The sequence below is a fragment of the Arthrobacter sp. GW822-FHT05G07 genome (assembly GCF_058799755.1).
In genome coordinates this window covers 471,718-498,408 of record NZ_JBXALT010000001.1, presented here as the reverse complement: position 1 = coordinate 498,408, position 26,691 = coordinate 471,718, and the positions used below count along the sequence as shown (strand labels likewise).

20 protein-coding genes and 1 riboswitch are annotated in these 26,691 nt (G+C 63.4%); of the genes, 12 read left to right on the top strand and 8 right to left on the bottom strand.

From position 1 onward, the window contains the following. Nucleotides 1-118: 118 nt before the first annotated feature. Entirely contained in the window at nucleotides 119-910 is a 792-nt protein-coding gene (locus tag AC1RJY_RS02195; protein ID WP_011773782.1) for a gamma-glutamyl-gamma-aminobutyrate hydrolase family protein, read from the bottom strand. A gap of 61 nt (nucleotides 911-971) precedes the next feature. On the opposite strand from AC1RJY_RS02195, the gene AC1RJY_RS02190 reads away from it, so the two are divergent. Next, nucleotides 972-2,105, top strand: coding sequence for an LOG family protein (locus AC1RJY_RS02190; protein ID WP_043806511.1), 1,134 nt, complete (start codon nucleotides 972-974; stop codon nucleotides 2,103-2,105). A 19-nt stretch (nucleotides 2,106-2,124) separates the two neighbouring features. Here the strand turns inward: AC1RJY_RS02190 and AC1RJY_RS02185 are convergent, their stop codons facing one another. From AC1RJY_RS02185 to AC1RJY_RS02175, 3 genes are all read right to left on the bottom strand, one after another. Next, nucleotides 2,125-3,126 carry a matrixin family metalloprotease gene (locus AC1RJY_RS02185; RefSeq protein WP_498601149.1) on the bottom strand — a complete coding sequence of 334 codons (1,002 nt, stop codon included), beginning with the start codon at nucleotides 3,124-3,126 and terminating at the stop codon, nucleotides 2,125-2,127. Nucleotides 3,127-3,179: 53 nt separating this feature from the next. Next, the gene (locus tag AC1RJY_RS02180) at nucleotides 3,180-4,016 is read right to left on the bottom strand and encodes a matrixin family metalloprotease (RefSeq protein WP_014920940.1); all 837 of its coding nucleotides are present in this window, start codon (nucleotides 4,014-4,016) and stop codon (nucleotides 3,180-3,182) included. A 142-nt stretch (nucleotides 4,017-4,158) separates the two neighbouring features. Further along, nucleotides 4,159-5,316 carry a VIT1/CCC1 transporter family protein gene (locus AC1RJY_RS02175; protein WP_498601254.1) on the bottom strand — a complete coding sequence of 386 codons (1,158 nt, stop codon included), beginning with the start codon at nucleotides 5,314-5,316 and terminating at the stop codon, nucleotides 4,159-4,161. 255 nt (nucleotides 5,317-5,571) lie between these two features. Here AC1RJY_RS02175 and AC1RJY_RS02170 point away from each other — a divergent pair, with 255 nt between their 5' ends. Beyond that, on the top strand, nucleotides 5,572-5,763 hold the full coding sequence (locus tag AC1RJY_RS02170; RefSeq protein ID WP_014920943.1) for a hypothetical protein: 192 nt from the start codon (nucleotides 5,572-5,574) through the stop codon (nucleotides 5,761-5,763). On the opposite strand, the gene AC1RJY_RS02165 is transcribed toward AC1RJY_RS02170, so the two are convergent. Next, nucleotides 5,760-6,089, bottom strand: coding sequence for a hypothetical protein (locus AC1RJY_RS02165; RefSeq protein ID WP_011773788.1), 330 nt, complete (start codon nucleotides 6,087-6,089; stop codon nucleotides 5,760-5,762). The genes AC1RJY_RS02170 and AC1RJY_RS02165 overlap by 4 nt on opposite strands. A gap of 16 nt (nucleotides 6,090-6,105) precedes the next feature. Beyond that, a riboswitch (SAM riboswitch) is annotated at nucleotides 6,106-6,225 on the bottom strand. 504 nt (nucleotides 6,226-6,729) lie between these two features. Beyond that, complete coding sequence (locus tag AC1RJY_RS02160) at nucleotides 6,730-8,247, bottom strand: sodium:solute symporter family protein (RefSeq protein WP_187329925.1); 1,518 nt, start codon at nucleotides 8,245-8,247, stop codon at nucleotides 6,730-6,732. A gap of 266 nt (nucleotides 8,248-8,513) precedes the next feature. Here AC1RJY_RS02160 and AC1RJY_RS02155 point away from each other — a divergent pair, with 266 nt between their 5' ends. Further along, nucleotides 8,514-9,089: a helix-turn-helix domain-containing protein gene (locus AC1RJY_RS02155; RefSeq protein ID WP_014920946.1), complete on the top strand. Its 576-nt coding sequence runs from the start codon at nucleotides 8,514-8,516 to the stop codon at nucleotides 9,087-9,089. A gap of 28 nt (nucleotides 9,090-9,117) precedes the next feature. Here AC1RJY_RS02155 and AC1RJY_RS02150 read toward each other — a convergent pair whose 3' ends face one another. Both AC1RJY_RS02150 and AC1RJY_RS02145 read right to left on the bottom strand, forming a co-directional pair. Beyond that, the gene (locus AC1RJY_RS02150; RefSeq protein ID WP_014920947.1) at nucleotides 9,118-10,023 is read right to left on the bottom strand and encodes a type IV toxin-antitoxin system AbiEi family antitoxin domain-containing protein; all 906 of its coding nucleotides are present in this window, start codon (nucleotides 10,021-10,023) and stop codon (nucleotides 9,118-9,120) included. Between the two features lie 251 nt (nucleotides 10,024-10,274). Next, nucleotides 10,275-12,248, bottom strand: a complete 1,974-nt coding sequence (locus AC1RJY_RS02145; protein WP_498601146.1) for an APC family permease — start codon at nucleotides 12,246-12,248, stop codon at nucleotides 10,275-10,277. A 221-nt stretch (nucleotides 12,249-12,469) separates the two neighbouring features. Between AC1RJY_RS02145 and speB the strand changes: the two genes are divergently transcribed. The 9 genes from speB to AC1RJY_RS02100 all read left to right on the top strand — a co-directional run bounded on the left by speB (nucleotide 12,470) and on the right by AC1RJY_RS02100 (nucleotide 26,691). Further along, nucleotides 12,470-13,540, top strand: a complete 1,071-nt coding sequence (gene speB / locus AC1RJY_RS02140) for an agmatinase (protein ID WP_011773793.1) — start codon at nucleotides 12,470-12,472, stop codon at nucleotides 13,538-13,540. Next, complete coding sequence (locus tag AC1RJY_RS02135) at nucleotides 13,537-15,240, top strand: thiamine pyrophosphate-binding protein (RefSeq protein WP_011773794.1); 1,704 nt, start codon at nucleotides 13,537-13,539, stop codon at nucleotides 15,238-15,240. Before speB ends, AC1RJY_RS02135 begins: the two co-directional genes overlap by 4 nt. 223 nt (nucleotides 15,241-15,463) lie before the next feature. Continuing rightward, on the top strand, nucleotides 15,464-15,946 hold the full coding sequence (locus tag AC1RJY_RS02130; protein ID WP_210064476.1) for a MarR family winged helix-turn-helix transcriptional regulator: 483 nt from the start codon (nucleotides 15,464-15,466) through the stop codon (nucleotides 15,944-15,946). A 10-nt stretch (nucleotides 15,947-15,956) separates the two neighbouring features. After that, the gene (locus AC1RJY_RS02125) at nucleotides 15,957-18,005 is read left to right on the top strand and encodes an MFS transporter (protein WP_498601144.1); all 2,049 of its coding nucleotides are present in this window, start codon (nucleotides 15,957-15,959) and stop codon (nucleotides 18,003-18,005) included. Between the two features lie 302 nt (nucleotides 18,006-18,307). Beyond that, nucleotides 18,308-20,041 (top strand): ABC transporter ATP-binding protein, encoded by a 1,734-nt coding sequence (locus AC1RJY_RS02120; protein ID WP_011773797.1) that lies wholly within the window; start codon nucleotides 18,308-18,310, stop codon nucleotides 20,039-20,041. Beyond that, on the top strand, nucleotides 20,038-22,116 hold the full coding sequence (locus AC1RJY_RS02115) for an ABC transporter ATP-binding protein (protein ID WP_014920953.1): 2,079 nt from the start codon (nucleotides 20,038-20,040) through the stop codon (nucleotides 22,114-22,116). Before AC1RJY_RS02120 ends, AC1RJY_RS02115 begins: the two co-directional genes overlap by 4 nt. 56 nt (nucleotides 22,117-22,172) lie before the next feature. Beyond that, nucleotides 22,173-22,589 (top strand): acyl-CoA thioesterase, encoded by a 417-nt coding sequence (locus AC1RJY_RS02110; RefSeq protein WP_011773799.1) that lies wholly within the window; start codon nucleotides 22,173-22,175, stop codon nucleotides 22,587-22,589. Nucleotides 22,590-22,614: 25 nt separating this feature from the next. Further along, nucleotides 22,615-23,379 carry a copper homeostasis protein CutC gene (locus tag AC1RJY_RS02105; protein ID WP_498601143.1) on the top strand — a complete coding sequence of 255 codons (765 nt, stop codon included), beginning with the start codon at nucleotides 22,615-22,617 and terminating at the stop codon, nucleotides 23,377-23,379. A gap of 216 nt (nucleotides 23,380-23,595) precedes the next feature. After that, entirely contained in the window at nucleotides 23,596-26,691 is a 3,096-nt protein-coding gene (locus tag AC1RJY_RS02100; RefSeq protein WP_498601142.1) for a glycoside hydrolase domain-containing protein, read from the top strand.

The following is a 26,691-nucleotide window of genomic DNA, read 5'->3' as shown; positions in this document are numbered from 1 at the left end:
CCTTGAGCAGATGTTGGGCCCCCCAGCCGGCAAACTTACGACGCCCCCAGGACGTCATTTCGAATGGAGTTATTGCTGCCGCGATGATCAGAGGTGGTGAAAATCGATGCAGTGAGCGTTACTGTACTCCCGTGGATGGGCCATGGGTAGGGTTCCGGCAAACATCCACAAAGTTCTGGAACGGCAGCAACCGCTCGGCGTCGGGCAACTGGGAAGCCTCCGGATGCCATTGAACCGAAACCACCCACCGCGAAGGGTCTTCCAAGGCTTCCACGGTTCCATCGTCTGCCACGGCAGTGACCAGGAGGCCTTCACCCACCCGGGACACGGCCTGATGATGTCCGGAGGCGATCTTGATGGTGCTCCCCTCAGGGGATCCATACAGCCCCGCAGTCTTGGAACCGGCCGTCAGGAGCACGTTATGCCAGGCCCATTCGCTGGCCTCGGGATCGTGGGGATCCAGGCCGTTGTGGTTCACTGCCGACGGTGCCATGTCCTGGATCAGCGTTCCGCCGTAGAGGACGTTCAGCAGTTGGTGGCCGCGGCAGACGCCCAACAGCGGCAGACCGGCGTCGATGGTTGCCCGGGCAACATCCATGTCCAGATGGTCCTGCTCGGGGTTGACATCGTAAAGGGACGCGTCAGGGTCCTGCCCATAGAGGCGCGGGTTGATGTCGCCGCCCCCCGGCAGCAGGACGCCGTCGAGCGTTTGCATCTCGGTGGCCAAGCGCCCGGCGCTGTCAGCCAACACCGGGGTCAACAGCACCGGTTGTGCGCCGGCCTCACGCAACAGGTCCACGATGAACGTAAAGAGCTCGTTGGCTTCACCCACCCGGGCGTCTGGGGCGTCCGAACTGCTGAGACGGACCGGGACGCCGATACGCGGCCGAACAACTTCTGAACTCTTCATGCTTCATGATGCACCGGATCAAGGCCCGGCACACAAACGGCTGCACCACTACGCTGAAACCATGAACCGCTCCGGAGCTTTGAACCCGAGTCCGCGAACTCTCGACGTCGAAAGCGTGGTCCACTTCCACCAGCTGGTGAGTGCAGGGGCCGGCTCCATGAACGGCTGGCACGCGCAATCGCTGGACCTTCGCGGCCACTCGCGGGACCTCAAAGCCTTGAACCCCCAAGGTGCGATTTTCCTGGGGTGCACTTTCGACGACGGGGTGGAGGAGAGCCTCCGCCGGCGGGGAGCGCTCATCTTCCCCAAGCTTCACAATGTGCCGTTCAATCCCTACCGCGGCGGCGTTTACACGGCCAGTGAACTGTATGAGGGCATCGCCGTCACAGAGTACGAATCCACCCTGGATGCCCGCGTCTACCAGTGGAGCATCCTCCCCGGGCAACGGGGCAGCCTGGACGCCACCCTCGCAGCGGCCCTGCACGACCACGCGATCGGCGACGCCCTGGACGAACTGCTGGACCACGGGGCACTCGCCGGGACCAAGCTGGTGGGTGTCATGGGAGGACATGCCGCGCAGCGCGGCACTAAAGAATTCGCCGACGCCGCAAAGCTGGGGCGGTTACTGGCACAGGCGGGCTTTACGGTGGCCACGGGCGGGGGTCCCGGCGCCATGGAAGCCGCCAATCTCGGCGCCTACTTGAGCGGACTGCCCGACGCCGACTCCATCGTCGCGCTTGAGGATCTCGCCGCTGTGCCCGGGTTCAGGCCCTCCGTGACGGCTTGGGCGCGGCAAGCAGCCGCCGTCGTCGAACGTTATCCGGACGGCACCCCGACGCTCGGCATTCCAACATGGTTCTATGGTCATGAGCCGCCCAATCTCTTTGCCACGCACATCGCCAAGTACTTCGCCAACGCTGTCCGCGAGGCCATCCTGCTGGAGCTCTGCGACGGCGGCATTGTGTTCCTCCCGGGCGCGGCCGGAACGGTGCAGGAAATTTTCCAGGACGCGTGCGAGAACTACTACGGAGCCCCGGAGACCGTCACGCCCATGGTATTGGTAGGGCGCGAACACTGGGAACGGACTTTCCCTGCCTGGCCCATGTTGCAGAGCCTTGCCGCGGGGAAGCCCATGGCGGACAAGATCTTCCTGGTGGACACCGTGGAGGATGCGCTCGCGGTGGTAGCCGGGTAAGTGGTGGCCGGCTAGCCCCTTAGAAATCCTTGCTGCAAGGACCCGTGCCCAGCTGGGCGAGCCCTGTCCGGTCGCCGGCAGCGAATCCGCGGACCCAGGACGCTTGGTCGAACATGAGTTGCCGGGGATCGTCCACGTGGTCCAGGCCCAGGAGATGTCCCAGCTCATGCATGATCACAGCCACGCCGATCTCCTCTCCGCTGGGGGCGTCCACGATCTCCGCGAATTGTGGCGCATCCAAGGACACGGTGCCTGTCACATAGGCCTTGTAACCGTTGCTGAGGCCAATGGAGGAGCTGCCACCAAGGCCCACGGTCTGCCCGGTCAGACGCGGAACCTGCTCCGGTGTGCTCCAGGCAATAAGCACGGGCGCCCAGCGGTCCCCGTACCTTTCGGGCTGGTATCCGGGCCTGGTGGGGGAGGGAACTTCGGAACTGGGTCCGTCATAGATGAACTTCAATCCCGTGGCTTCGCTGGCCTGTCTCACGGCTTCCTCCACCAATGGCTGCCAGGACGGCGGGGCAAGGTCCGAGTTGACCACGTAGTGGATGGGCCTGCAGGGAGAGTAGGCCAGCGGGGTTCCGTCTTCCTTGACGGCCAGGAACTTGTACGAGGAACTGGTGCGGCCCAGTGGTCCCGGCGTGCCGAGCGGCGCGTCGGCTTCCTCGAGTCCCGGGATCGGGTCCTGGCGTTGGCCGAACGGTACGAGCCCGGGCCGGGGTGCCTGGCTCTGTGTGGCGGACGATCCGTAGAGGAGGTGCTGGAGTTCGCCGCTGAAATAGGCTCCTGCGCACACCAGACCGAGGACGCCGAAAAGGAACAGGATGGCCGCGATGCTGCTGTGCTTGATCGGCGGCCTGCCCGGGGGAGGCTCCGGTGGGCGCGGGGTATGCGGAAGGTAACTCGGACGAGGGGGATCGTGGTCCGGCCACTTGGGCGACCCATAAGGTTCCATGGAACCCCCTGACGTGGAGGCCGCGACGGAAGGTGGGGCGCCGCCGTCGGCCGTATTCGCCAGCATAAGTCCCACCCCGCCGGGAGTCCATGCCGCGAGTGCTTGGCGTGCGAAGGCGCTTAGATGTCCTTGCGGCAGGGCGCCGAGGCAAGAAGGTACAGGCCGTTCAGGTCGCCCGCCGCGAGTCCGTCGGGTGCGCCGATCTCCGGGTACATGAGTTGGATCGGATCATCCACGTGGTCCAAGCCCATCACATGGCCCAACTCGTGTTGCATGACTGCCAGGACGTAGTCGGCCCCGCCGGGACTGGCCAGCAGTTCCGTTACCTGCGGAGTGTCCAGCTCCAAGCTCCCGGTGATGTAGCTTTTGGGGCCCTTGTTGAGGGAGTACATGGTGCTGCCTCCGGTCCCGATGACGTTGTCGGCCAGGGCCGGTGCCTCCACGGGTGTGGTCCACGAAATCAGCAAGGGAGCCCACCGGTCACCGTATTTGGACGGCTGGTAGGGCTCGCGCCGGTCTACCGGCACCTCGTCCGTGGTGCCATCGTTGACGAACTGGATGCCGGACGCAGCGGATATATTCGCCAAAGCGGTGGCCAGCAGGTCATCGGAGCCGGCAGGTGCGGACGCGTTGTTCACGACGTAATGAAGCGGACGGCAGGGCGAATAGCCCACCGGAGTGCCGTCGTCGTTGGTGGCCAAAAACTTGTACGAATCGTTAGTGGTTCCTGGCGCCGAAGGGGAGGCCAGCGGGGCGTCCGCTTCCTCACGTCCGGGCGGCGGTGCGTCAGGGGCGCGTGCCGGTTCCGCTTCGCCCGGCCCGTCCTGCGGTGAACCCGGAACGCTGACGCCCGGGAACAGTGCGGTGATGCGAGGGTCGCCCTGAAGGAATCCGCTCACCAGCACGGCGACGACGGCGGCAATGACGGCCATGAGGACGCCGCGGAGAATACGCACGGCTGTTCCAGTGCGTCGGTGCCTGGGCGCACGCGCTGCTTCCCGCTCCGGGTCCACGGTTCTCCATTCCTGATGCCCTGGTCACGCGGGGCAGCGCGGAGGACGAACCAACATTACGGTCTCCGGACCGAGCCGTCCAAACTTAGACGATAGCCGCGCCGAACGCCAGACCCAGCCCGTACGTGGCCGCCGCCGCTCCCAGGCCAATGGCAAGCTGCCGCAGCCCGCGGCTCAGCGGCGAGGTTCCGGACAACAACCCGACGACGGCGCCAGTCGCCAGGAGCGCGATGCCCACCAGAACGCCGGCCACCAGCAAGGCGGCGATGCCCGTCATGCCGAAAATGAACGGGAGGATGGGCACGATGGCGCCCGAGGCGAAGAAGCAGAAGCTGGACATCGCAGCGCCCCATGCCGAACCCACGGACTCGTGGTCGTCAATGGGTGGCTTCTCCGGCTGCAAGGAGAGGCTTGGGTCGCAGTCGCAGCTGAACAGTCCCATGCGCTCGGCAGCGCGGTGCTCCGCGGCTTCGCGCGTCATGCCCCGGGCCAAGTACACCAGGACCAGTTCGTTGTGCTCGATGTCCAACGACGGCGCCGCGGTCAGAGTGGCCTGCGTGGGCAAAGTGGCATTAAGGAGTTCCCGCTGTGAGCGGACTGAGACGTATTCGCCCGCACCCATGGACAGCGCACCGGCCAGGAGACCCGCCACGCCACTCATGAGCACCACGGGGCTGGGCACTCCGGTTGCGGCCATGCCCATGACCAGGGAAAGGTTGCTGACCAGGCCGTCGTTGGCGCCAAAAACGGCGGCGCGGAAGGTTCCGGAGAGCCTGTTGCGACCACGCGTGGCAAGGCCCCGGACTACTTCTTCGTGGATTTGTTCATCTGCCACCATGGCAGGCGTCGCGGCAGGTTCGGTTCCGTACGGGGAGCGGCCTTCAGCGCGCTGCGCAAGGGCGAGCACAAACACGGAGCCGAAGTTACGGGCCAGGAAGCCCAGGAACCGGCTGCGGCTGGACGCTGCCTTGGGCATTCCGGCGTGCTCGCCAAGGAGCTTGAGCCAATGGGCCTCGTGCCTGCCTTCGGCCTCGGCCAAAGCGAGCAGGATTTGGCGTTCTTCGCCGTCGCGCCGCTGGGCAAGCTCCCGGTAGACGGCGGCCTCGGCACGCTCATCGGCCAGGTACTGGCGCCACCGGCGGATGTCCGCGTGCGAGGGAGGCACGGCTGCTGATTCGGGGGCTGCTGAGCCGGGGGTGGGGTCCGGAGCAGGGCTCGACGAACTGTGGGATTCCTGGTGCATCTGCACTTTGTCTCCTGTGCTGGGTGGGGTAGTTGCGGCCCCATTGCACGCCCCACACTACCGCTTATCCGCGCGGATTTTTGGCTGGTATTCCTCAACAGGAATGTTCGGTGCACCGTAATTTCCTTGACCCTTGCCCGTGCCGGTGCTCAGATGGAAGGACAGGGACGGGGCCCTCCCGCCACTGGATTCTGCATTCGGGTCAACGGGCCGAACCGGCCCGGCAGAACCGGCCCACGAGACGGAGGTTGCACCATGAACACCACCGAATCACACGCCAACTACCCGGAGCGGACAACCATTGAGTCCGACCCGGCCTACGACTACGCCGAAGACCAGGAAGTGGATGAGCCCTGGGTTGAGGAAGTGGACGCCCCCGAGGACGACGAACGTGTGGTCCCCCTCGACGAAACCGAAGAATTCCGCGACGAGGATGAGGAAATCTAGGATGGATGGTCGCGGCTCAGTGTGAAGTGACGTTGGAGGCCCGCCCGCTTCCCGACGGCCGCAACAGTCACCGTCAGCGTCCTTGACGCCTCACACCAGCGCGTCGGCAGTATGGCTTTGGCCAATGCTTGCGCGATCAGCTGCGGCTCGGGATATGCGAACTTCCCTGTCCGGGCCTTTGTCGTGATGGTCACCGTGCCAAGGAAGAGGTCGACGGCGGGAATCACCGGGACCGTGGGCGTTTTCGCCGGGGTTCCTGGTGCTTCCAGGATGCTGGGTGTTTTTGGGGTGCTTGCTGCCGGGGTGGTATCGCCTTGGTACGGCAAGGGACTGCTCCTTGGGAGAGTGCTCTTGCCCGCTCGGTTGTCTCTGGTCCGGGACGGGCCGCTTCCTCATCCGAACCACCCGTGAACATGGGGTTGGTGTGTGGCCAGTCGGAGCTTGGCACCACATCTCTTGAAGCTGGGACCACCCTATCCCATGGCTGCCCGGACGACCCGTTGCGAGGCCCGTTCTGCGGCCTGCTTTGCGCACTTTGGGGTGGTCTTTGCGTGTAGAGCGGGCCTTCCAAGGGGTGGGCGTGCGTTGCGGGGCCTGGTTTGTTGTGGGGCCTGCTTTGCGCGCTCTGGGGTGGTCTTTGCGTGTAGAGCGGGCCTTCCAAGGGGTGGGCCTGCTTTGTTGTGGGGCCTGCTTTGCGCGCTTTGGGGTGGTTTTGTTGTGTAGAGCGGGCCTACCAAGGGGTGGGCGTGCGTTGTGGGGCCTGCTTTGCGCGCTTTGGGGTGGTCTTTGCGTGTAGAGCGGGCCTTCCAAGGGGTGGGTGTGTGTTGTGGGGCCTACTCTGCGCGCTTTGGGGTGGTCTTTGCGTGTAGAGCGGGCCTTCCAAGGGTGGGGGCATAACGCAACGGCGGCGCCGCCCCGAAAAGGGGAGGCGCCGCCGTCGAACTTTGTTTGTTTCTTTGTGCCTGCCTAGGAAGCCGGCGTGGTGAGCTCTTCCTCTGCCACGCGGGTGCCGGCCACACGGTCCGTCCACGCCTTCATGACGGCCGGATCGGTGGGCTTGCTCAGCAGCGAGACCACTACGTACACCGCAGCCGAGGCGATCAAACCGAAGTAGATGGGCTCGTTGGCGTAGATGCCGTCAAGAGGAACTTCGGCGTTGATCTCGAGGATGATCATGGTGCCCAGGGTTATCACTGAACCGGCCGCCATGGACCATGCTGCCGCGATGCCCGTTCCGCGCTTCCACACCAAGCCACCGATGATGGCTACCAGCAGGCCGCCCACCAGGATGTCGTAGGCGATGGTCAGAGCGGCCACAACGTCCTTGGTGGAGATGGCGATGATGATGGCCACGATTCCCAGTCCGAGGACCCAGTAGCGGTTGGCCTTGACGTCGTGCTCAGGGTTGTCGGAGTCGGACGTGTCCACCTTCTTGCCGAACCAGCTGGCAACGAAGGGCATGACGTCGGCGCGGGCGACGGTGGCGGCAGCGATCAGTGCGCCGGAAGCCGTGGACATCATGGCGGCGACAGCTGCAGCGAGTACCAGGCCACCGATGCCGATGGGCAGGAGTCGGGTAGCCACTTCGGCATAGACGTCATCCTTGGCAGCGATCTCCACACCGGAGAGGGCCACGCTGGCCGCCATGCCGATCAGGGCACCGGCGAAGCCGTAAAGGATGCAGTAGACGCCAGCGGTAGCGCCGCCCCAACGGGCAACCGTGGGGGTCTTGGCGGTGAAGACGCGCTGCCAGATGTCCTGGCCGATCAGGAGGCCGAGTGTGTAAACGACGAAGTAGGTGATGATCGTCTGAAGGCCGATGCCACCGATGTCGAAGAAGCTTTCATCGACGCGGGCGCGGATGCCGTCGAGGCCACCAGCAGCGTTCAGTGCGAAGGGGAGCATGAGGAAGAAGATTCCCACCGTCTTGATGACGAACTGGACCTGGTCGGCCAAAGTGATGGACCACATGCCGCCGATGGTGGAGTAGACCAGGACGATTGCGCCGCCGATGGCGATGGCGAGCCAACGCTCCCAGCCGAAGAGGACCACGAAAATGGTGGCGTAGGCGCCGGTGGACGTGGCACACAGCATCAGTGTGTAGGCCAACATGACGATGCCCGAGGTCTGGGTTGCGGTGCTGCCGTAGCGGAGAGTCAGCATCTGGGAGACCGTGTAGATCTTGAGCTTCTGGATGGTTCCGGCGAACAGAAGGCTGAGCAACAGCACGCCTGAGCCGATGGCCACCACCAGCCACATGCCGGAAATGCCGAACTTGTAACCGAGGCCGACGCCGCCCACGGTGGATGCGCCACCGAGGACCACTGCGGCCATGGTGCCGGTGTAAAGGAAGGGTCCCAGGCGGCGGCCGGCCACCAGGAAGTCGCTGTTGTTCTTGGTGCGGGACTTGCCCCACCAGCCGAATGCCAGCATGGCGAGCAGGTACACCACCACGATTGCGATGTTTATAGCCGAAGATTCCATGAACGGTCCTTGGAGCTGATGCACGGAGGTTGGGGTTTTCGACGATACTCCTGCGAAGCGTCGAAGTCTCTGTGCTGACGATTGGAGATTGGGGATGTGTTGTGTGCCTCACAGACAACACTTGTTGCCTATGAGGATATGTTGTGATGGGAGTAACAGTCAAGATCCTTTGGTCATGCTTCCGCGTATTCTGGCGTTCTTGGCCTGTCTCCCGGCTACTATTGCTCCAATGACAGGGCCACATGACAGGCCTGAAAGGTTCGTGAATGAAGGCTCTACCCGTTGAACCGAGCAATATCCCAGTTGCCATCGGTTCCAGAATCCGCGCAGCCCGGCAAGCGCAGCGCCTCACCATCGAGCAAGTGGCGGATGCTACCGGATTGACCAAGGGCTTCCTCAGCCGTGTGGAGCGGGACCTGACGTCGCCGTCGGTTGCCTCGCTGGTCACTCTGTGCCAAGTGCTTTCCGTCTCCGTGGGCGACTTGTTCGCAGCTCCGGAGACCCACCTGACCAAGCGCGACGACGGTCCCCGCATTTCCTTGGGCGGCCAGGGCATCGTGGAGCGTTTATTGACCGCCCGCTCCGAGCGTCGCTTGCAGATCCTGCAGGCAACCATTGAGCCGCGTGGTCGCGGTGAAAACGAGCTCTACGCCGTGGACTGCGACGTAGACGTACTGCACGTGGTCAAGGGGCGGATCAAACTCATCCTGACCAATGAAGAGTACGACCTCGAAGAAGGGGACACCCTCTCTTTCCCAGGCCGTGAACCCCACACCTGGGTCAACCCCACGGACGAGACCGTCGAGGTGCTGTGGGTCTTGGTGCCGGCGGCGAGCCGCTAGTTCCACCCTTCGCTGCGCTCCCTCCCGGTTAGCTCCGGTATTGGAGCCGGGGGAGTGGGCTGAACCCTGGAAACCCGGGGCTCACTGGTGCTAGGTTGCCCACCAACCGGGCAGGATCGTCACGACGCAGCTTGAGAACCGCCTGGATCTCCGCGATCACGCGCTCCGGTTCGAACCAGATGACTTCGGGTGGGTACCTCAGGACCAAATACCCGTTGATGGTGGAGGCGTTGTTTCGTGCCAAGTCGTTGCGGAGGGACTTTCTGTCGGAGTGAAACGCGAAGCCGTCCACTTCGACGATGAGGAATTCTTCGAGCAGGAGGTCGACGCGCCCGATGCCAGGTATTGCCACCTGGGCGTCGAAGGCAATTCCGTGTGTGCGGAGCAGGTGCTGTGCATCGACCTCCACAATGGACTCTGCACGCAGGTCGAGATCCTTGAGCGCGTTGAGGACGGGACGCGACCTGTCTCCACGCAGCTGTTCCTTCAGCAGGTCCAGCGGCACTCCGTGCAGTCGAATCGCCGAGACGGCCATTGCCGTTGAAGCGGGCGGCTCCAGGCAAGCCATGGCGTGAAGGACCACATCCTCCACCGCGGCGATTGGGAGGCTGGGATGGGGATCGAATCTGATGGTTCTGTGCCTGACGAAGCCGGTGCCGTGACCGTGATTGCATGCCAGATGGTGGAGATCAGGTGCTTTGCGTATCCACAATCCGTAGTGTTGGGCAGCGCTGGCGCAGGAGACATAGGAGTTGTAGCGGAGGGCAGTTGCCAACTCGGGTCTGTGCTCAGCAAGGATGAAGATTCCCCGCCGTGGTTGTTTCGCCCCCTGGCTTGGAAGGCGGGCGAGGTCCCTGCGGGAATAGCCTGCGGCCAGGAGTTGTCCGGTCCGAGCCACGCCGCCTACTTTTTTGAGGTACTGGAGGGCGTCCATCGGACCAGTCCACAGGCTTCCAAGGTCCCACGAAATGACGCACTTGCCGTATGTGGGCAACTCCTGCCGACGCTCCATCCCGGTTTGAGCCGCTGGTGGCAGCGCTCCTCCCCGGTTGCCGGAGCCCTTCGTTCCACAAGCCAAGCGGAACGCGCGAAATCCGGGGAGGGGCGCAGCCTGCGAGGGGACGAACCGGGGAGGGGCGCAGCCTGCGAAGGGACGAACCGGGAAGGAGCGCGCGGATCGGGCGGCTAGCCCACGTGCACCCACGGCCGTCGGGTGATGTCAGGCTCGGCCTCCCTGAGCACTTCACGGGTCACCGGTGCGATCTCTCCCTCGCCGAAGAAGAGGAACTTGCTCAGGTTGGAGATCGGGTTTCCCTCGGTCCAGCGGAAGTAGATGTGCGGCATGAATCCTGTGACGTCGCGGATGTGGAGGAGTACTGCGGCCACGGTGTTCGGCACGTTGTTGCTGTGCACTTCCAGGATTTTGAACCCGTGCCTCAGCTTTCCCACAACCTGGAGCTCCTGTTCGAAGTCCGAGCTGTCGTCCACAATGACCTCGATGAAAACGGCGTCGCAGTCAACGGGCAGGTGGCTGGCCTGCTGGGCGTGCTGAAGCTTCTCCCTGTATCGGCTGGCGCTGAGGTGCTTGGGCTCGTGGGCGATGATGCGCACGGGGCCGTCGCCGGCGTTCGCCGTGAATTCAAGGGCTTTCTCGTCCATCTTGATATGGGTAGCCCTGAGTTCGAAGGCGCGGCGCATCCGGGACGTGAAACTGACAACCAAGATGCCCAGGATGAAGAGGGCCGCAATCTTCAGGCCGTCGGGGCGCTCGATCGAGTTGACCACGGTGGTGTAGATGAACACGAGGGAGATCAGTCCGAAGCCTATGACTTGAGCCCGCTGCTTCTTTCGCCGGGCGGACAGGGTTACTGCTATGGAAGCTGAAGTAATCAGGACCAGCACGCCGGTGGCATAGGCGCCACCCTGAGCGTTGACATCCGCCTGGAAAATGATGGTGACGATGAAAGCTATGGCTGTGAACACCAGGACAAGCGGGCGGAGAGCCCGGGCCCATGCCGGCGCCATGCCGTAGCGGGGCAGGTAGCGGGGGACGAGGTTCAAGAGTCCGGCCATGGCTGACGCTCCGGCGAACCAGAGGATGGCGATGGTGCTGATGTCGTAGACAGTTCCGAAGCCGTCGCCGAGGAACTTGTGCGCAAGGTAGGCGAGCGCGCGGCCTTCGGCCTTGCCGCCGTCCTGGAATTCGGCGGCGGGGATCAGCATGACGGTGGTGAAGCTGGAGGTGATGAGGAAGGAGCTCATGATGATGGCTGCGGTGGTCAGGAGCTTATGGGCACCTTTGATGCGGCCGGCAGGGTTGGCTTCGGTATCTGAAGCGTGGCCCTTGATCTGGGGCATGACGGCGACGCCGGTTTCGAATCCGGAGAGTCCCAGTGCCAGGCGTGGGAAGACCAGGAGTGCCAAAGCGATCATCATGATCGGATCTCCGTGGGAGGTGGTGAGCGCGCTCCACCAGTCGGTAATGACGCGGGATTCGGTGATGAGGTGGGTCATGGACACGGCGATCACCACGAGGTTCAGGGCAAGGAATGCGCCCACCAGCACCACAGCCACGTTGATGGCTTCCTTGAACCCGCGCAGGAAGACGATGCCGAGGCCTGCGATCAGCGCGATCGTGATGACCACCTGCTGGCCTTCCAGGAAGTGCGGGGCGAAGGGGTTCTCGATGAGGTGGGCCGTGGCGTCGGCGGCGGAGAGCGTAATGGTGATCATGAAGTCCGTGGCGGCGAAACCAAGAAGAGCGAGGACGAAGAGCTTGCCTCCCCAGCGGGGAAGCAGGCGTTCAAGCATGGCGATGGAGCCTTCGCCGCGGGGGCTTTCCTTGGCTACGCGACGGTACACGGGGAGGGCGCCGGCCAGGGTTGCGAACACCAGGAGCAGGGTGGCCAGCGGGGACAGCAGTCCAGCGGCGAGGGCGGCGATGGCCGGCTGGTAGCCGAGGGTGGAGAAGTAGTCCAGGCCGGTGAGGCACATGACCTTCCACCAGGATTGGGGTTTATGTGAGTCCGATGGGCGGCCGTGGGGTCCCTGCCGCTTCCCTGATGTGTCCGGCATTCCTTCCAGCAGCCATGGTTTGAGCTTGAAGGAATGTTTGGGCTTATCGGCTGGGTCGGCCGGAGGCCTCGTCAGGGTGGTCACGGTGTCCTTTCGTGCAGCAGGATGCTGCTTCCGCTAGGAGCGTATGGGCGCGTTCGACGTCGGGACCCCGGTTTTTATGGAATCTTTACGCCCGCTGTGACCGGCATCTCATGACGCACGCACTCAAATCTGACTTGTAAACAAGTGATGCTTATTAGGCAACTTTTAGTGTATGATGGGAGTCACAACCAGTGATCCATCTACTCAAGGAGTGGCATATTTTGGAAGAGCTCCGTATTGAGGCCAACGGGAACCTCGGCCCCATCGATTCATCCCGCATCCCGCGCTACGCCGGTGCCGCCACCTATGCCCGCCTGCCCCGCCTGGACCAAGTCTCGAAGGCCGACGTCACCGTTGTTGGCGTCCCCTTCGACTCCGGCGTTTCCTACCGCCCCGGCGCACGTTTCGGTGCCAACCACGTACGTGAGGCCAGCCGCCTGCTGCGTCCTTACAACCCGGCGTGGGACGTGAGCCCGTTCGAAAACATCCAGGTTGCCGACGCCGGCGACATGGCCGTGAACCCCTTCAATATCAACGAGGCTATTGAGACCGTCCAGCAGAACGCGCTGGACCTCACAGCTAACGGCAGCAAGCTGGTCACCCTTGGTGGCGACCACACTATCGCCCTCCCGCTCTTGAGGGCAGCAGCGGAACGAGCCGGCGAGCCCATCGCCATGCTCCACTTTGACGCCCACCTGGACACCTGGGACACGTACTTCGGCGCCGAGTACACCCACGGCACCCCGTTCCGCCGTGCGGTGGAAGAGGGCATCCTGGACACCGAGGCCATCAGCCACGTCGGTACCCGCGGACCCCTCTACGGCAAGAAGGACCTCGATGACGACCACCGCTTCGGCTTTGGAATCGTCACTTCCGCCGACGTCTACTACCAGGGCGTCCTGGAAACGGTCGCGAAGATCCGGGACCGCATCGGCAACCGCCCGCTGTATATCTCAGTGGACATCGACGTCCTGGACCCGGCCCACGCACCCGGCACCGGCACCCCCGAAGCCGGCGGCATCACCAGCCGCGAACTCCTCGAAATCATCCGTGGCTTCCGCGGCATGAACCTCGTGGGCGCGGACATCGTGGAAGTTGCCCCGGCCTACGACCACGCAGAGATCACCGGTGTTGCAGGCAGCCACGTGGCCTACGAGCTCGTGACCCTCATGGCGGATAACGCCGTGGAAGGCGACCGGCTCGGCGCCCCCAACGGTTACGCGCAGCAGGCACTCGGTGCCCGCATCGCGGAGCTCGCTCAGGCAACCGGAGCAGCCGGAGACCAGCGATGATCGATTTCGATCCCGGCACAGCAGCCCCCACCAAGGGGACCAACCAGCGCAACGGCGGGGACCTCGTCGTCGAGACCCTTGAAGCGCTTGGCGCGAAGACTGTCTTCGGTATCCCGGGCCAGCACGCGTTGGGTCTCTTTGACGCCATGGGCCGCGGCAACCTGCACTTCGTTTCCTCCCGTGTGGAGAACAACTCGGCGTTCGCAGCGGACGGCTACTCCCGTGCCACCGGCGAAGTTGGTGTGCTGTTCCTGTCCACCGGACCCGGCGCGCTGACGTCCCTGGCAGGCTTGCAGGAAGCTTACGCCACGGGGGTTCCGATGGTGGTGGTGGCCAGTCAGATCCCGCTCGACGGTCTGGGCGCACGCCGTAAGGGCATGCTGCACCAGCTCGATGACCAGAAGGCCTCGGCCGCGAACGTCACCAAGAGCCAGCGACTGATCCAGCACGCCTCGGGCATCCCGTCGGCCATCCAGGACGCCTGGACCGAAGCGATTTCCTCGCCTCAGGGCCCGGTGTGGATCGAAATCCCGCAGAACGTCCTGCTGGACCCCATCATGGTCCCGCCGGTTGAAGACGCGCTCGCCGAGGCATTCGACAACCCGCCGCGCGTCGAGCTGATTCGCGAGGCCGTGAAATGGCTTTCGACCGCGGAACGCCCGGCGATCATCGCAGGCGGCGGTACCCGTCGTGGCCGGGCTGAGAAGTCGCTGCTCTCGATCGCCGAGCAGCTGCGCGCTCCGGTCATCTGCACCCCCGGCGGCAACGGTGCCTTCCCCTGGACCCACGAGCTTTCCCTGCAGTCGTGGATCGAGGACCGGTACATGACCGATGTCCTGGAAGACGCCGACGTCCTGATCGTCATTGGCTCGTCCCTGGGTGAGGTGACCTCGAACTACTTCACCTTCGAACCCCGCGGACGGATCATCCAGATTGACGCCGAACCCCGCGTCCTCGAATCCAACCGGCCGGGATTGGGCATCCGTGCCGACGCCGGCCAAGCCCTCGCAGCCTTGGACGAAGCCCTCGCAGCAGCAGGGGCCGCGGCCACGGCCACGCGCTCCTGGCACGGAACCAGTCCGGAAGACGTGGTCAAGGACTCCCTGGCCAAGGTCAAGGCACGCCTGGAATCACAGGACCTGGCCAAGGAACTGAAGTTCATGGCCGACATCCGTGAGGCAGTTCCTGCTGACATGCAGACGTTCTGGGACATGACCATCTCCGCGTACTGGGGCTGGAGCTGCTGGGACGCCCGCGAGGGCCAGTTCCACTCCGCCCAGGGCGCCGGTGGCCTCGGCTATGGTTTCCCGGCAGCAATTGGTGGTGCCGTGGGGCTGGAGACCACAGGTAAGCCAAGTCGTGTGCTTGCTGTGTCCGGTGACGGCTCCTCCATGTACTCCATCTCCGAACTCGCTACCGCCAAGCAGCACAACGTCCCGGTCACTTGGCTGATCGTGGACGACGGCGGCTACGGCATCCTTCGCGAATATATGGTGGGCGCCTTCGGCCAAGCCACTGCCACCGAGCTCGCCCGCCCGGACTTCGTGAAGCTTGCAGAGTCCTTCGGTGTCCCGGCACGCCGGGTTGCCCCGGAGGAAGTGGGGGACGCGCTCAAGGCGTCCTTCGAAGCGGACGGACCCAACGTCGTCGTGGTTGAAACGCTCCTAAAGATGTTCGGCCCCACCCACTTGGACGACTAAGTAGACGCAGCCAGCCCCCGTACGGTAATCCGTGCGGGGGCTGTTCGCGTTTAACCGCGGGGCCGAGTTCGCGGGAAGCCGTTGAATTCGCCCGGAGCTTTGCGGCGTGTTGGCACTCTTCCCGCGTTCTCAGCGCCTGATGCCCGAATCTTATCTTTAGTTTCCCAAAGCAATCATTCTGCGTTATAGTTGCTTTAGGCAAATAAAAAGAGGGGTGTTTCGCATGTCCGTCGGTTCTGCCACAGCAACCGATCTTGTGCATCAAATCTTCGACCTCCAGCGCACGCTGCGCTGCGTGGTCACCGCCCACATGGCCCGCGTTCCCGACGTCGGCATGGCGTTGCAGGGAGTGATGCGGTTCGTCGGCGAGGGGGAGACCCGCGCTACGCAGCTCGCCACCCGACTCGGTGTCAGCGCCCCGGTCCTGAGCCGGCACATCACTGAACTCGAGGAGCTTGGTTTTGTGGTCAGGCGTCCTGACCCTGCGGACGGACGGGCCCAACTTCTTGCCCTCACGGAGGAAGGCGCGGCGAAACTACGCGAATTCGAAGAACAACGCAGCGTGAGACTGCGGGATTACCTGGCGGATTGGAGCGAGGCTGACGCCCTTGAGGCCTCCCAGGTGATCAACAAACTCACTGTGTCCCTCAAGGACTCAATCCGGGCAACGGCGGCCGGCTCCATCACAACAAACCAGACAGCTTAGGAGCCCACGCATGGCTACACCAGCAGTACAACACCCGAAGGCGGTGGACGCCTCAGTTAACAAGGCCGCCGCGCCCATGACCCACCGGCAGATCATGGAGGCACTGACTGGCCTCCTCGCAGCCTTCTTCACGGCAATCCTCAGCAGCACGATCGTCGCTAATGCGCTGCCCACCATCATGTCCGAGCTCAAGGGCACCCAAACCGACTTCGCCTGGGTCATCACGGCCGCGTTGTTGGCCAACGCTGCCACGACGCCCATCTGGGGCAAGCTCGCGGACCTCTTCGACAAGAAGCTCCTGGTCCAGCTGAGCATCATCATCTTTGTGGCCGGCTCAGTGATGGCCGGCCTGTCCGAAACCATTCCCCTGCTGCTGACCGCCCGCGTGATCCAAGGCGTGGCGATGGGTGGCCTCACCGCCTTGGCGCAGGCGATCATCGGCTCCATGATTCCCCCGCGTGACCGCGGCAAGTACTCCGGTTACATGGGTGCCGTCATGGCCGTCGGCACGGCCGGTGGCCCACTGTTGGGCGGTTTCATCGTTGACAGCCCGCTCGGCTGGCGCTGGACGTTCTTCGTCTGCGTGCCGCTCGCCGTCGTCGCGCTCATCCTGCTCCAGGTGACGTTGAAGATCCAGCACATCAAGCGGCCCGCCAAGATCGACTGGCTCGGCTCCATCCTGCTGACGTCCGGTGTGAGCCTGCTCCTCATCTGGGTTTCCTTCGCCGGCAACCCGGACTACTACGACTGGTTCTCTTGGCAGTCCGCCCTCATGGTGGGCGGCGGCGTGGCCCTGCTGTCGGTCCTGGTGTACGTGGAAACCAAGGTTGCGCAGCCGATCATCCCGCTTAAGATCATCTCCGAGCGCACCACGGCCTTGGCCATTGTTGCCTCCGTTGCCGTTGGTATCGCCATGTTCGGTTCGTCCACCTTCCTGGGCCAGTACTTCCAGGTTGCCCGCGGCGCCACGCCCACCGAGGCCGGCCTGCTGACGCTGCCCATGATCGCCGGAAACCTCATCGGTTCTGTGGCGTCCGGCATCCTGATCAGCCGTTTCGGTAAGTGGAAGAGGTTCCTGATCGCAGGCTCCGTCCTCCTCATTGGTGGCCTCGCGTTCGCCGGAACCATGGACCACACCACTGAACTGTGGATTGTGGCGATCTACACCGGCGTGTTTGGCCTTGGACTCGGCATGCTGATGCAGAACCTGGTGCTCGCTGTTCAGAACACCGTCCAGGCGAAGGACATCGGAACCGCCAGCGCTTCGGTGGCGTTCTTCCGCTCGGTAGGTGGCGCGATTGGCGTATCCGTCCTCGGTGCCATCATGTCCAACCACGTCAAGGACCTTGCCGTTGAGGGAATGACTGCCGCAGGTATTCCTGCCCAGGGCGGTGGCGCTGGAGCCAGCATGGACCTGGCGGACATGCCCGCCCCCATCGCCGAGATCATGCGGGCAGCCTACGGTGACGCGACCGCGCAGATCTTCCTGATCTCCGCGATCATCAGCGTCGTGGCCCTGCTGGCTGTGCTGTTCATCAAGGAGCGCCCGTTGCGCCGCACTGTTGATGCCGCTCCGGAAAAGGAACTCATTGCCACAGCGTCGGGAGACGCCGGAATGTCGCTGGACACGGCGGCCATGGACGCAGTGAAAGCGTCCGACGACGGCGCGCGCCGCATGGGTGCCCACCCCGCCGTTCCAGGGGGTGGCAGCCAGGTTCCGAGTGCGGAGTCCGGAACCGATCTTGACCTCGAGTTTGCTCGGATCCTCACGCAGGAACGACCCCAAGGTGTAGCCGACGTGAAAGAAGTTCAGGAGCAGTTGTCCCGAACGCAGTACGTCCTGGCCGAACAGCAGCTACAGCTCAGCCGAGCCAACGTGGAGCTGCAGGCCCGTTTGCGGGAGCAGCAAACCATTGCGGAGCAGCAGGCCCATACCGCGGAGGAGCTCGCCGCGATCCGCAAGGAACTCAAGCGCGAACGGCGGCAGCAGGAGCGCATGGCGTTGTTGCTCCTCCAAGGCGTCGAAGCACGTTCGGATCACGGCAAGCACGCGGGCTAACTCCACTACGGATCCTGCCCTTGTTCGTCACGCCCGGCGTACTACGCAGGGCGTGGCGGACAAGGGCGGGACCGGAAGCGCCGGCTGGGTGACCAGCCGGCGTTTTTGTTGCCTGCAGCGGCCCTGGTGCCTGCGGCAGCGGGAGCACCCGCGACACGGGAAATACTCCGCTGGGATGATCTTTTCCGTAAGTTGTTTCGCCCGGGCAACGGATTTCGTAGAGTGGGGAGGCTAATACTGTCAGCCCCTGCTGCCAAACTTCTCTTAACTCATTCACGCACTTTTTCTAAGGACCCGTGGGCATGCTTGTCACCCTTATACGGCGCTACTCCAAGCCGTATTTGCCGCAGATTGTGGCTGTGCTGATTTTTCAGTTGGCGTCCACCATCGCCACGCTCTACCTCCCCAGCCTCAACGCCAAAATCATTGATGAGGGAGTTTCCCGCGGAGACACCGACTTCATCTGGCAGACCGGGGCGCTCATGCTCGGTGTCGCCCTTGGACAGGTGCTGACCGCGATCATTGCCGTGTACTTCGGCGCCCGTGTTGCCATGGCCATCGGCAGGGACCTGCGCCGGAGCGTCTTCCGGCAGGTCAGCAGCTTCTCCGCCCAGGACGTCAACCGTTTTGGTGCGCCCACGCTGATCACCCGCGGCACCAATGACGTCCAGCAGGTACAGATGCTGGTGCTCATGGGCCTGAACTTTATGGTTTCCACGCCCATCATGTGCGTTGGCGGCATCATCATGGCCCTCCGTGAGGACCTCAACCTCTCTTGGCTCGTATGGGTTTCCGTTCCGGTCCTGGTGGCCGTTGTGGGCTACCTCGTCGTCCGCCTGATGCCGCTGTTCCGTTCCATGCAGACCAAGATTGACGCCATCAATGGCGTGCTCCGCGAGCAGATCATCGGTATCCGCGTGGTTCGTGCCTTTGTGCGTGAGCCCCACGAGGCAAAGCGATTCGGTGACGCCAACGAGGACCTCACCGCAGTGTCCGTGAAGATCGGCAACCTGTTCGTCCTGATGTTCCCGGCCATCGGCATGATCCTGCACCTGTCTACGGCTGCCGTGCTGTGGTTCGGCGGACAGCGCGTAGACTCCGGCGACATGCAGGTGGGTGCGCTCACGGCCTTTCTCCAGTACCTGTTGCAGATCCTGATGGCGGTCATGATGGGAACGTTCATGGCCATGATGATTCCCCGCGCGTCCGTCTGTGCGGACCGCATCGGCGAGGTGCTCGACGTCGAGCCCTCCATCCACAACCCCACCTCACCGCTGGTACCGGCTGAGAAAAAGGGGCGCGTGGAGTTCCGCGACGTCACGTTCAAGTACCCCGGCGCTGAGGCGCCGGTGCTGAGCAACATCTCTTTCACCGCGGAACCAGGAAAAACCCTGGCCATCATCGGCTCCACGGGCGCGGGAAAAACCACCCTGGTTTCACTGCTGCCGCGGCTTTACGATGTCGCCTCCGGTGACGTATTGCTCGACGGCGTGCCTGTCACCAAGATGGACGCATCCGAGATCACCAGCCGTGTTTCCGCGGTGCCGCAGAAGCCGTATTTGTTCTCCGGGACCATCGAGCACAACCTGCGCTTCGGCAAGCCCGATGCCACCGACGACGAACTGTGGGATGCATTGGAGACAGCACAGGCCAAGGGCTTCGTCGAAGAAAAGTCATCCGGCTTGAACCGGCGGATCGCGCAGGGTGGCACCAACGTTTCCGGTGGTCAGCGCCAAAGGCTGTCCATTGCCAGGGCGTTGGTCACCAAGCCGAACGTGTACCTGTTTGACGATTCGTTCTCCGCCTTGGACGTCGCAACCGACGCCAGGCTGCGCAAGGCCCTGAAGGCCAAAACACGGGACGCCACGGTCATCATCGTGGCCCAGCGCGTCTCAACCATCGCGGACGCGGACGAGATCCTTGTGCTGGATAACGGCCGGATCGTTGACCGCGGAACGCACGACGAACTCCTGGAGACGTCACCCACGTACCAGGAAATCGTTGAATCCCAGCTGAGCGTGGAGGAAGTGGCATGAGCGAGCAGAACCAGCAAAAGAAGCGTGGCTGGGCTGCCAAGGCAGAGGCCGCCAAGGATGCCAAGGCAACAGCCGAGGCTGAGGTGGCAACCGAGGCGCTTGATGACGACGACTTCGTTGAGGAGGAGTACGTCCCCTCTGAAGCCGACGGCGGCATGTTCGGCGACGTCCCGGCCAAGAAGGCCAAGGAGTTCTGGCCGTCCGCCAAACGACTCATGGGTCTGCTGAAGCCCGAGAGCGTTGGCGTGTACATCGTGATCGGCCTCGTCATTGTCTCGGTAGTCCTCAACGTTATTGCTCCCAAGGTCCTCGGCAGCGCCATGGACGTTATTTTCGGCGGCGTCATGGGCAAGCAGATCCCGGAGGGGGTCTCCCAGGAGCAGTTCGTTGAACTCATGCGCCAGCAGGGCCAGGGCAACTTCGCGGACATGGTTTCCAAGATGGAACTCACCAACGGGATCGACTTCCCCAAGCTGACGTTCCTGATTTCGATCGTGCTCCTGATGTACTTTGTGGCCAACATCTTCCTGTGGGCCCAGGGTTGGTTGCTCAACAGGATTGTCATGCGGGTCATCAAGCAGCTCCGCAACGACGTCCAGGCCAAGCTCAACCGACTCCCGCTGAACTACTTCGACACCCGCCAGCGTGGCGACATCCTGTCCCGCGTGACCAACGACGTCGACAACGTCCAGCAGGGTCTCCAGCAGGCGTTCTCCCAACTCGTCAGCTCCGTTCTCACAGTCCTGGGCATCACGGTGATGATGTTCATCGTGTCCTGGGAGTTGGCGCTCATTGCTTTGATTGCGTTGCCGCTGTCCGGCATCGTTGCGGGCGTCATTGGTGCCCGCAGCCAGAAGCTTTTCGCCGCTCAGTGGAAGAACACCGGCGCACTCAACGGCCAGATCGAGGAATCGTTCTCCGGCCACGACCTCGTGAAGGTGTTCGGCCGCGATGCCGACATGCTGGAGCGTTTCGACGAGAAGAACGAAGAACTCTATAAGGCATCCTTCGGTGCACAGTTCGTGTCCGGCGTGATCTTCCCGGCCATGAACTTCGTGTCCTACCTTTCCTACGTCGGCATTGCCGTGGTGGGTGGCCTCCGCGTTGCCTCGGGCTCCATGAGCCTCGGCGACGCCACGGCCTTCATCCAGTACTCGCGCGAATTCACCCAGCCGCTGGGCCAGATTGCGGGAATGGCCAACATGCTGCAGTCCGGCGTCGCCTCCGCTGAGCGCGTCTTCGAGTTCCTGGATGCCGACGAAGAGGTTGAAGAGACCGGCACGCGCCACCTGCCCTCCAAGACCGACGGCCATGTTGAGTTTGAGCATGTCTCGTTCAGCTACGTGGAGGACAAGCCGCTCATCGAAGACCTGTCCTTCGCTGCAGAACCTGGTCACACCGTCGCGATTGTCGGCCCCACCGGTGCCGGCAAAACCACCTTGGTGAACCTCGTCATGCGGTTCTACGAGCTCAATGCCGGCCGGATCACCTTGGACGGCGTGGACATCAAGGACCTCAGCCGCGCAGAGCTGCGGTCCAAGGTGGGCATGGTGTTGCAGGATGCCTGGCTCTTTGGCGGGACCATCTACGACAACATCAAGTACGGCAACCTGGATGCCACCGAAGAGCAGATCATGCAGGCAGCCAAGGCCACCTACGTGGACCGCTTTGTGCGTGCCCTTCCGGACGGTTACCAGACCATCATCGACGAAGAAGGCAACAACGTCAGCGCCGGTGAAAAGCAGCTCATCACCATCGCCCGTGCCTTCGTCTCCGACCCTTCGTTGCTGATCCTGGATGAGGCCACGAGCTCTGTGGACACGCGAACTGAACTGCTGTTGCAGAAAGCCATGGCTGCCCTCCGCACTGACCGGACGAGCTTCGTGATCGCCCACCGCCTCTCCACTATCCGGGACGCGGACACCATCCTGGTGATGGAGAACGGCAAGATCGTGGAGCAGGGTAACCACACCCAGCTGCTCGCTCAGCAGGGCGCGTACTACCGCTTGTACATGTCCCAGTTCGCGGGTGAGGAAGAGGCCGCAGTGGACGACTCGACGGCGGTGCACAGCTGAGCGCTGAGGCACTGAAGGAGTCCATGGCACCCCGGCGCATGGAGGTCCTGGTGCCCATGCGCTGGGGTGACATGGACGCCTACGGACACATTAACAACGTCCAGATTGTACGCATGCTGGAGGAAGCCCGTATCGCTGCCTTCGGGCCGCCTCGCGGTGCGGGCCTTCCCGGAGTGGAACCTCCTGCCGCGCTCTTCAACGATGTCGCGGAGGGGACCATGACCCTCGTGGTGGAGCACAAGGTCCGCTACGTCCGGACGCTTGACTACCGCAACATCCCGGCTGTCGTGGAGATTTGGGTGGGTGCCATCAAGGGTGCAAGCTTCGATCTCCACTACGTGATCAAGGACCCTGTAACACGGGAAGACTGCGTCAAAGCCACTACTCATTTGGCTTTCGTCGCCGAAGCCACCGGGCGGGTCCTGAGGCTCACTCCGGAGCAAAAGGAAAAGTTGGAGAAGTACCAGGCTTGACCTCCGAGGCCCGTAGAGTTTCAGCATGAAACTTGAAATTGCCGTGGTGAGCGCGGCGGGTGCAGGTACGGCCGCCGCCGAAGGAGCCCACCGCATTGAGCTGTGCAGCAGTCTTGAACTTGGTGGCATCACGCCAAGCCAAGGACTCATGGAAGCAAGCGTGGAGCACGTTGATGGCCGCCTGGAAATTCATCCGCTGATTCGCTCCAGGCCCGGTGATTTCCGGTACTCGGCGTCGGACATTGACACGATGGTCCACGAAATCCGCCACCTGCTGGCCCAGGGTGCCCACGGGGTGGTGGTTGGGGCGCTCACTCCGTCGGGAGAACTGGATGTGCAGGCAGTACAGCGTCTGGTGGGCTCAGCCAGGGATGCCAATCCTGAAGCGCAGCTGACATTCCACCGGGCCATCGATCAATCCAGCGACCCTTTGGCCGCCCTTGAGCAGCTCATGGAATTGGGCTTCACCCGGGTCCTGACTTCGGGGCACGAAGCTACCGCCGGGGCAGGCTTGCCAACCCTGACCCGAATGGTGGAGCAGGCCGGTGGCGTCGTGGAAATCATGGCCGGCGGAGGTCTGTCCTTGGAGGACATCCCGGCGATGCACGCAGCGGGGCTGTCCGCTGTTCACCTGTCCGCGAAGAAGACCGTCTCCACCCTTGGCCATGGAGCGATTTCCCTTGGCGCCCAGGACGGCAGCGATCCCACTGCTTACACCATCACCGATCGCCTGGTAGTCCGGGCAGCCAAGGCGAAAGTCAACGCGCTGAACCTCGCCGCTTCAATGTAAGCAGCCCGTCGCCGCCGAATAGGGGGCGGGGCCATAGGGAGTTCAGTCTCGTTGGGCAGGGGCCCGCGTCATTGAATCTGTCCAGTCCCATTTGGGCAGAAATGCCAGTGAGTACGCATCGCAATGACCCTTTACGATTCCGCGGAACGCCGGGATGATGTAAGGATTCACCAACTCGGTGAAAAGCCCCGGAAGCTACCTTCAGGAGTCTCAGCGATGCCGCTGCCCTCGCCGGTTTCATCGGCCGTCATTTCCCCTCCAACAACGAGTCGCAAGAGCACCCCACCGAACGGCCACCCGGAGGTGGAATGTGGCATCGGGACGTGGGACAAACTGCTCTACGGAAACCACCGTTTCGTGGTGGAAGTAGCGGAAGTAGTTGACGCAGCGGAGTGGCAGGACGGGAACGCAACTGGATCTGCAACCGCGTACAGGGTAGTCATCCCTTGGCGGCGGCAGGAGGACCCGGCCTCCGTGGAGGTCATGGTCGTCTCCGAAAAGACCGGGACAAGAGTCCGGAACGTGATCGTGGAAGAGGCCACCCGGGAGACCGGAAGCATCGTTTTCGAGGCTATCGACGGAAACGGGACCTACTTCGTCTACTACTTGCCCTACGCCATGCTGGGCAAAGTCCACTATCCGCAGGCGCAGTACCTCCCACATCGTCCGGCCGCAGAACCTGCCTGGGCGGCCGCCGTCGGGCGTTCAGTCTGGGTGCCCGGAAAGCGCGAGCTGCCGGAAGCTGAACCATCCAGCGCGACTGTCCTCCGTTACGAGGCAGCAAGTGAGCGCGACTCCTTCGCGCCGATGAACTTCACTGCCCGCACGGACGAGTTGGAGAAGTTCCACAGAAGATACGCGGACGAGGCCTACCTGGTGTTTCCCGAGGACCGCCTGAATCCCCTCTCGATGCAAAGGGAGCTGCCAGCGCACTGGGTGATCAACGGACCGGCGAGGACCTTCCGCGGTACGGCGCAGGCCGGAGAGAACTACGTGGTCCAACTGGGGCTGTATGCCCAAAAAGACCTGGAGGGTGTGGCTGTGGAAGTGAGCTCCCCGGCGGGCGGGCACTGCATCAACACCAGCGGCGTGGATCGTCTCGGCAGGCCATGGCAGAGGACCCTGACGGTACCGGCGGGGCAGGTGCAGGCGCTGTACGTGATCCTGCCAGTCCCTCCGAGCGCTGCCGGAAACACCCTGGAGGCGTTGGCCAGGATCACCGCAGCCGGCCAAGCGGTCTGGGACGTCACGGTCACGCTTGATGTTGTCGGCCAAACGGACACGGAACCGGCAGTCGCCGCGGGCGGCTTCGGTGATCCGCGTTTTCTGCGTCGCCTGGCGTGGTTGGACTCAGACGTGGCCCAGGACGCGGAGCTCGTCAGTCCTTTCACGCCCATCATTTTGGACGAATCGAGCAGGACGTTGGGGATTCTGGGCAGGTCCCTGCGGCTGACGGAGTCAGGTCTCCCGGCACAGGTGACGTCTACCTTCACTGCTGCCGTGACCGGAACTGATGGTCCCGTCGTCGAGCTTTTTGATGCTCCGCTGCGGCTGGACGTTGAGGGAATTGATTGGACCCACGGCGAGCTCGTCTTCACAAAGGAGGGCCCGGCGCGCATTTCGTGGCGGTGCACCTGGACTGGGCGCAAGGACGGCAACGCAGCGGTGGCTCTGGAGCTGAACGGCGTTCTCGACGCCGATGGTGCAGTTTCGTACTCGCTTTGCCTCGCGCCCCAGGGGACTTTGGACGTGAACGACGTCGGGCTGCACCTTGAGTTTCGGAAGGCTACGGTGCCGCTGGCCATGGGTTTGGGCGTTCCAGGTGGTCGCCGGCCGGTGACCCTGGACTGGACGTGGGAGGTGGCGGCGAAGAACCAGGACGCGCTGTGGCTGGGGAGTGTGAATATCGGCATGCAGCTTGCCCTCTGTGATGGCAGCTATGAACGACCGCTCAACACCAACTTCTACCGGGAGAAGCCGTTGGTGGAACCGGGATCGTGGGCCAACCGCCACCAGGTCGGCGCCGAAAGCGCAGTCCGTGGGGGAGTCACGTTGCGGACCAAAGAGGAGACAGTGACGTTGCGTGCCTTCAGCGGACCCCGGACCCTCAGGGCGAACGAGTCGCTGGACTTCGATTTCCGCCTGCTGCTGACACCGTTCAAGCCGATCGAACCCGGCAAACACCTCGGAAAACGCTACTTCCACGCTCCTGACAACCCAGCGGACATCAAGGCCGCCGGCGCCACGGTGGTCAACATCCATCACGCCACGGCGCCGGCGCCGTTCATCAATGATCCCCTGCTGACCCAGGACCCGCTGCGGAGGTATGCGGCCGAGTGCCACCGGCACGGCCTGAAGGCCAAGGTGTACAACACGGTCCGCGAACTCACGTTCCACAGCCCGGAGCTGTTGCCGTTGCTGCAGCTGGACCACGAGATCTTCAGCGATGGCCCCGGAAAGGGGCACATCTGGCTGCAGGAACATGCGGGGAACGGCTACGTTTCGGCGTGGTTCGCACCCAACGTGGATGACATTGCCGTGGTGACTACGGGCGAATCGCGCTGGGAGAACTTCTATGTGCGGAGCCTCCAGGAACTGGCCGACGGCGAGGACGGCGTCGACGGCATCTACTTGGACGACATCGCGTACGACCGCCACGCCATGCTGCGGGTCCGCAAGGTCCTTGAGAGGGCATGCCTGGCCCGCGGTGTTGAGGGGCCGGAAATAGACCTTCACTCCGCAAACCAGTTCACTGCCCACGACGGTTACGCGTCCTCCGCCAATTTGTACATGGAGCAGTTGCCTTATGTGGACAGGCTTTGGCTGGGGGAGTACTTCGATTACCACACCACCGGCCCCGATTATTGGCTGGTAGAGCTATCCGGCATTCCCTTCGGCCTCATGGGCGAGATGCTGGAAGGCGGCGGCAACCCATGGCGCGGAATGGTGTTCGGCATGACAGGCAGGGCACCCGCCGTGGACAACCGCCCGCTCTGGGAGCTCTGGGCCGAAACCGGGCTGGAGCACGGGCGCATGCACGGGTTCTGGGATCCCCACGGGCCCGTGCGAACCAGCCACCCGGAGGTGCTGGCCACCACGTGGGTGACCGGGCGCGGAATGGTTGTGGCGCTGGCGTCATGGGCCGGGGAAACTGAGCATGTGACGTTGATTTTCAACGACGACGCGGCCGCCAAAGATGCCGTAGCCAAGGCGCCGGCCATCCGCGGCTTCCAATCTGCCGCGAGCTACGCGCCCGGCGAAGCCATAACCATCGAGCCGCAGCGCGGCCTCCTTCTCACGATCGGATACTGA

What these genes read in the sequence shown, in the direction of transcription:
- AC1RJY_RS02195 (WP_011773782.1), bottom strand. Translation starts at nt 910, where the DNA reads ATGAAGAGTTCAGAAGTTGTTCGGCCGCGTATCGGCGTCCCGGTCCGT.
- AC1RJY_RS02110 (WP_011773799.1), top strand. Translation starts at nt 22,173, where the DNA reads ATGCGCTGGGGTGACATGGACGCCTACGGACACATTAACAACGTCCAG.
- AC1RJY_RS02160 (WP_187329925.1), bottom strand. Translation starts at nt 8,247, where the DNA reads ATGGAATCTTCGGCTATAAACATCGCAATCGTGGTGGTGTACCTGCTC.
- AC1RJY_RS02170 (WP_014920943.1), top strand. Translation starts at nt 5,572, where the DNA reads ATGAACACCACCGAATCACACGCCAACTACCCGGAGCGGACAACCATT.
- AC1RJY_RS02175 (WP_498601254.1), bottom strand. Translation starts at nt 5,316, where the DNA reads ATGCACCAGGAATCCCACAGTTCGTCGAGCCCTGCTCCGGACCCCACC.
- AC1RJY_RS02135 (WP_011773794.1), top strand. Translation starts at nt 13,537, where the DNA reads ATGATCGATTTCGATCCCGGCACAGCAGCCCCCACCAAGGGGACCAAC.
- AC1RJY_RS02185 (WP_498601149.1), bottom strand. Translation starts at nt 3,126, where the DNA reads ATGCTGGCGAATACGGCCGACGGCGGCGCCCCACCTTCCGTCGCGGCC.
- AC1RJY_RS02190 (WP_043806511.1), top strand. Translation starts at nt 972, where the DNA reads ATGAACCGCTCCGGAGCTTTGAACCCGAGTCCGCGAACTCTCGACGTC.
- AC1RJY_RS02125 (WP_498601144.1), top strand. Translation starts at nt 15,957, where the DNA reads ATGGCTACACCAGCAGTACAACACCCGAAGGCGGTGGACGCCTCAGTT.
- AC1RJY_RS02150 (WP_014920947.1), bottom strand. Translation starts at nt 10,023, where the DNA reads ATGGACGCCCTCCAGTACCTCAAAAAAGTAGGCGGCGTGGCTCGGACC.
- AC1RJY_RS02120 (WP_011773797.1), top strand. Translation starts at nt 18,308, where the DNA reads ATGCTTGTCACCCTTATACGGCGCTACTCCAAGCCGTATTTGCCGCAG.
- AC1RJY_RS02105 (WP_498601143.1), top strand. Translation starts at nt 22,615, where the DNA reads ATGAAACTTGAAATTGCCGTGGTGAGCGCGGCGGGTGCAGGTACGGCC.
- AC1RJY_RS02100 (WP_498601142.1), top strand. Translation starts at nt 23,596, where the DNA reads ATGCCGCTGCCCTCGCCGGTTTCATCGGCCGTCATTTCCCCTCCAACA.
- AC1RJY_RS02155 (WP_014920946.1), top strand. Translation starts at nt 8,514, where the DNA reads ATGAAGGCTCTACCCGTTGAACCGAGCAATATCCCAGTTGCCATCGGT.
- AC1RJY_RS02115 (WP_014920953.1), top strand. Translation starts at nt 20,038, where the DNA reads ATGAGCGAGCAGAACCAGCAAAAGAAGCGTGGCTGGGCTGCCAAGGCA.
- AC1RJY_RS02130 (WP_210064476.1), top strand. Translation starts at nt 15,464, where the DNA reads ATGTCCGTCGGTTCTGCCACAGCAACCGATCTTGTGCATCAAATCTTC.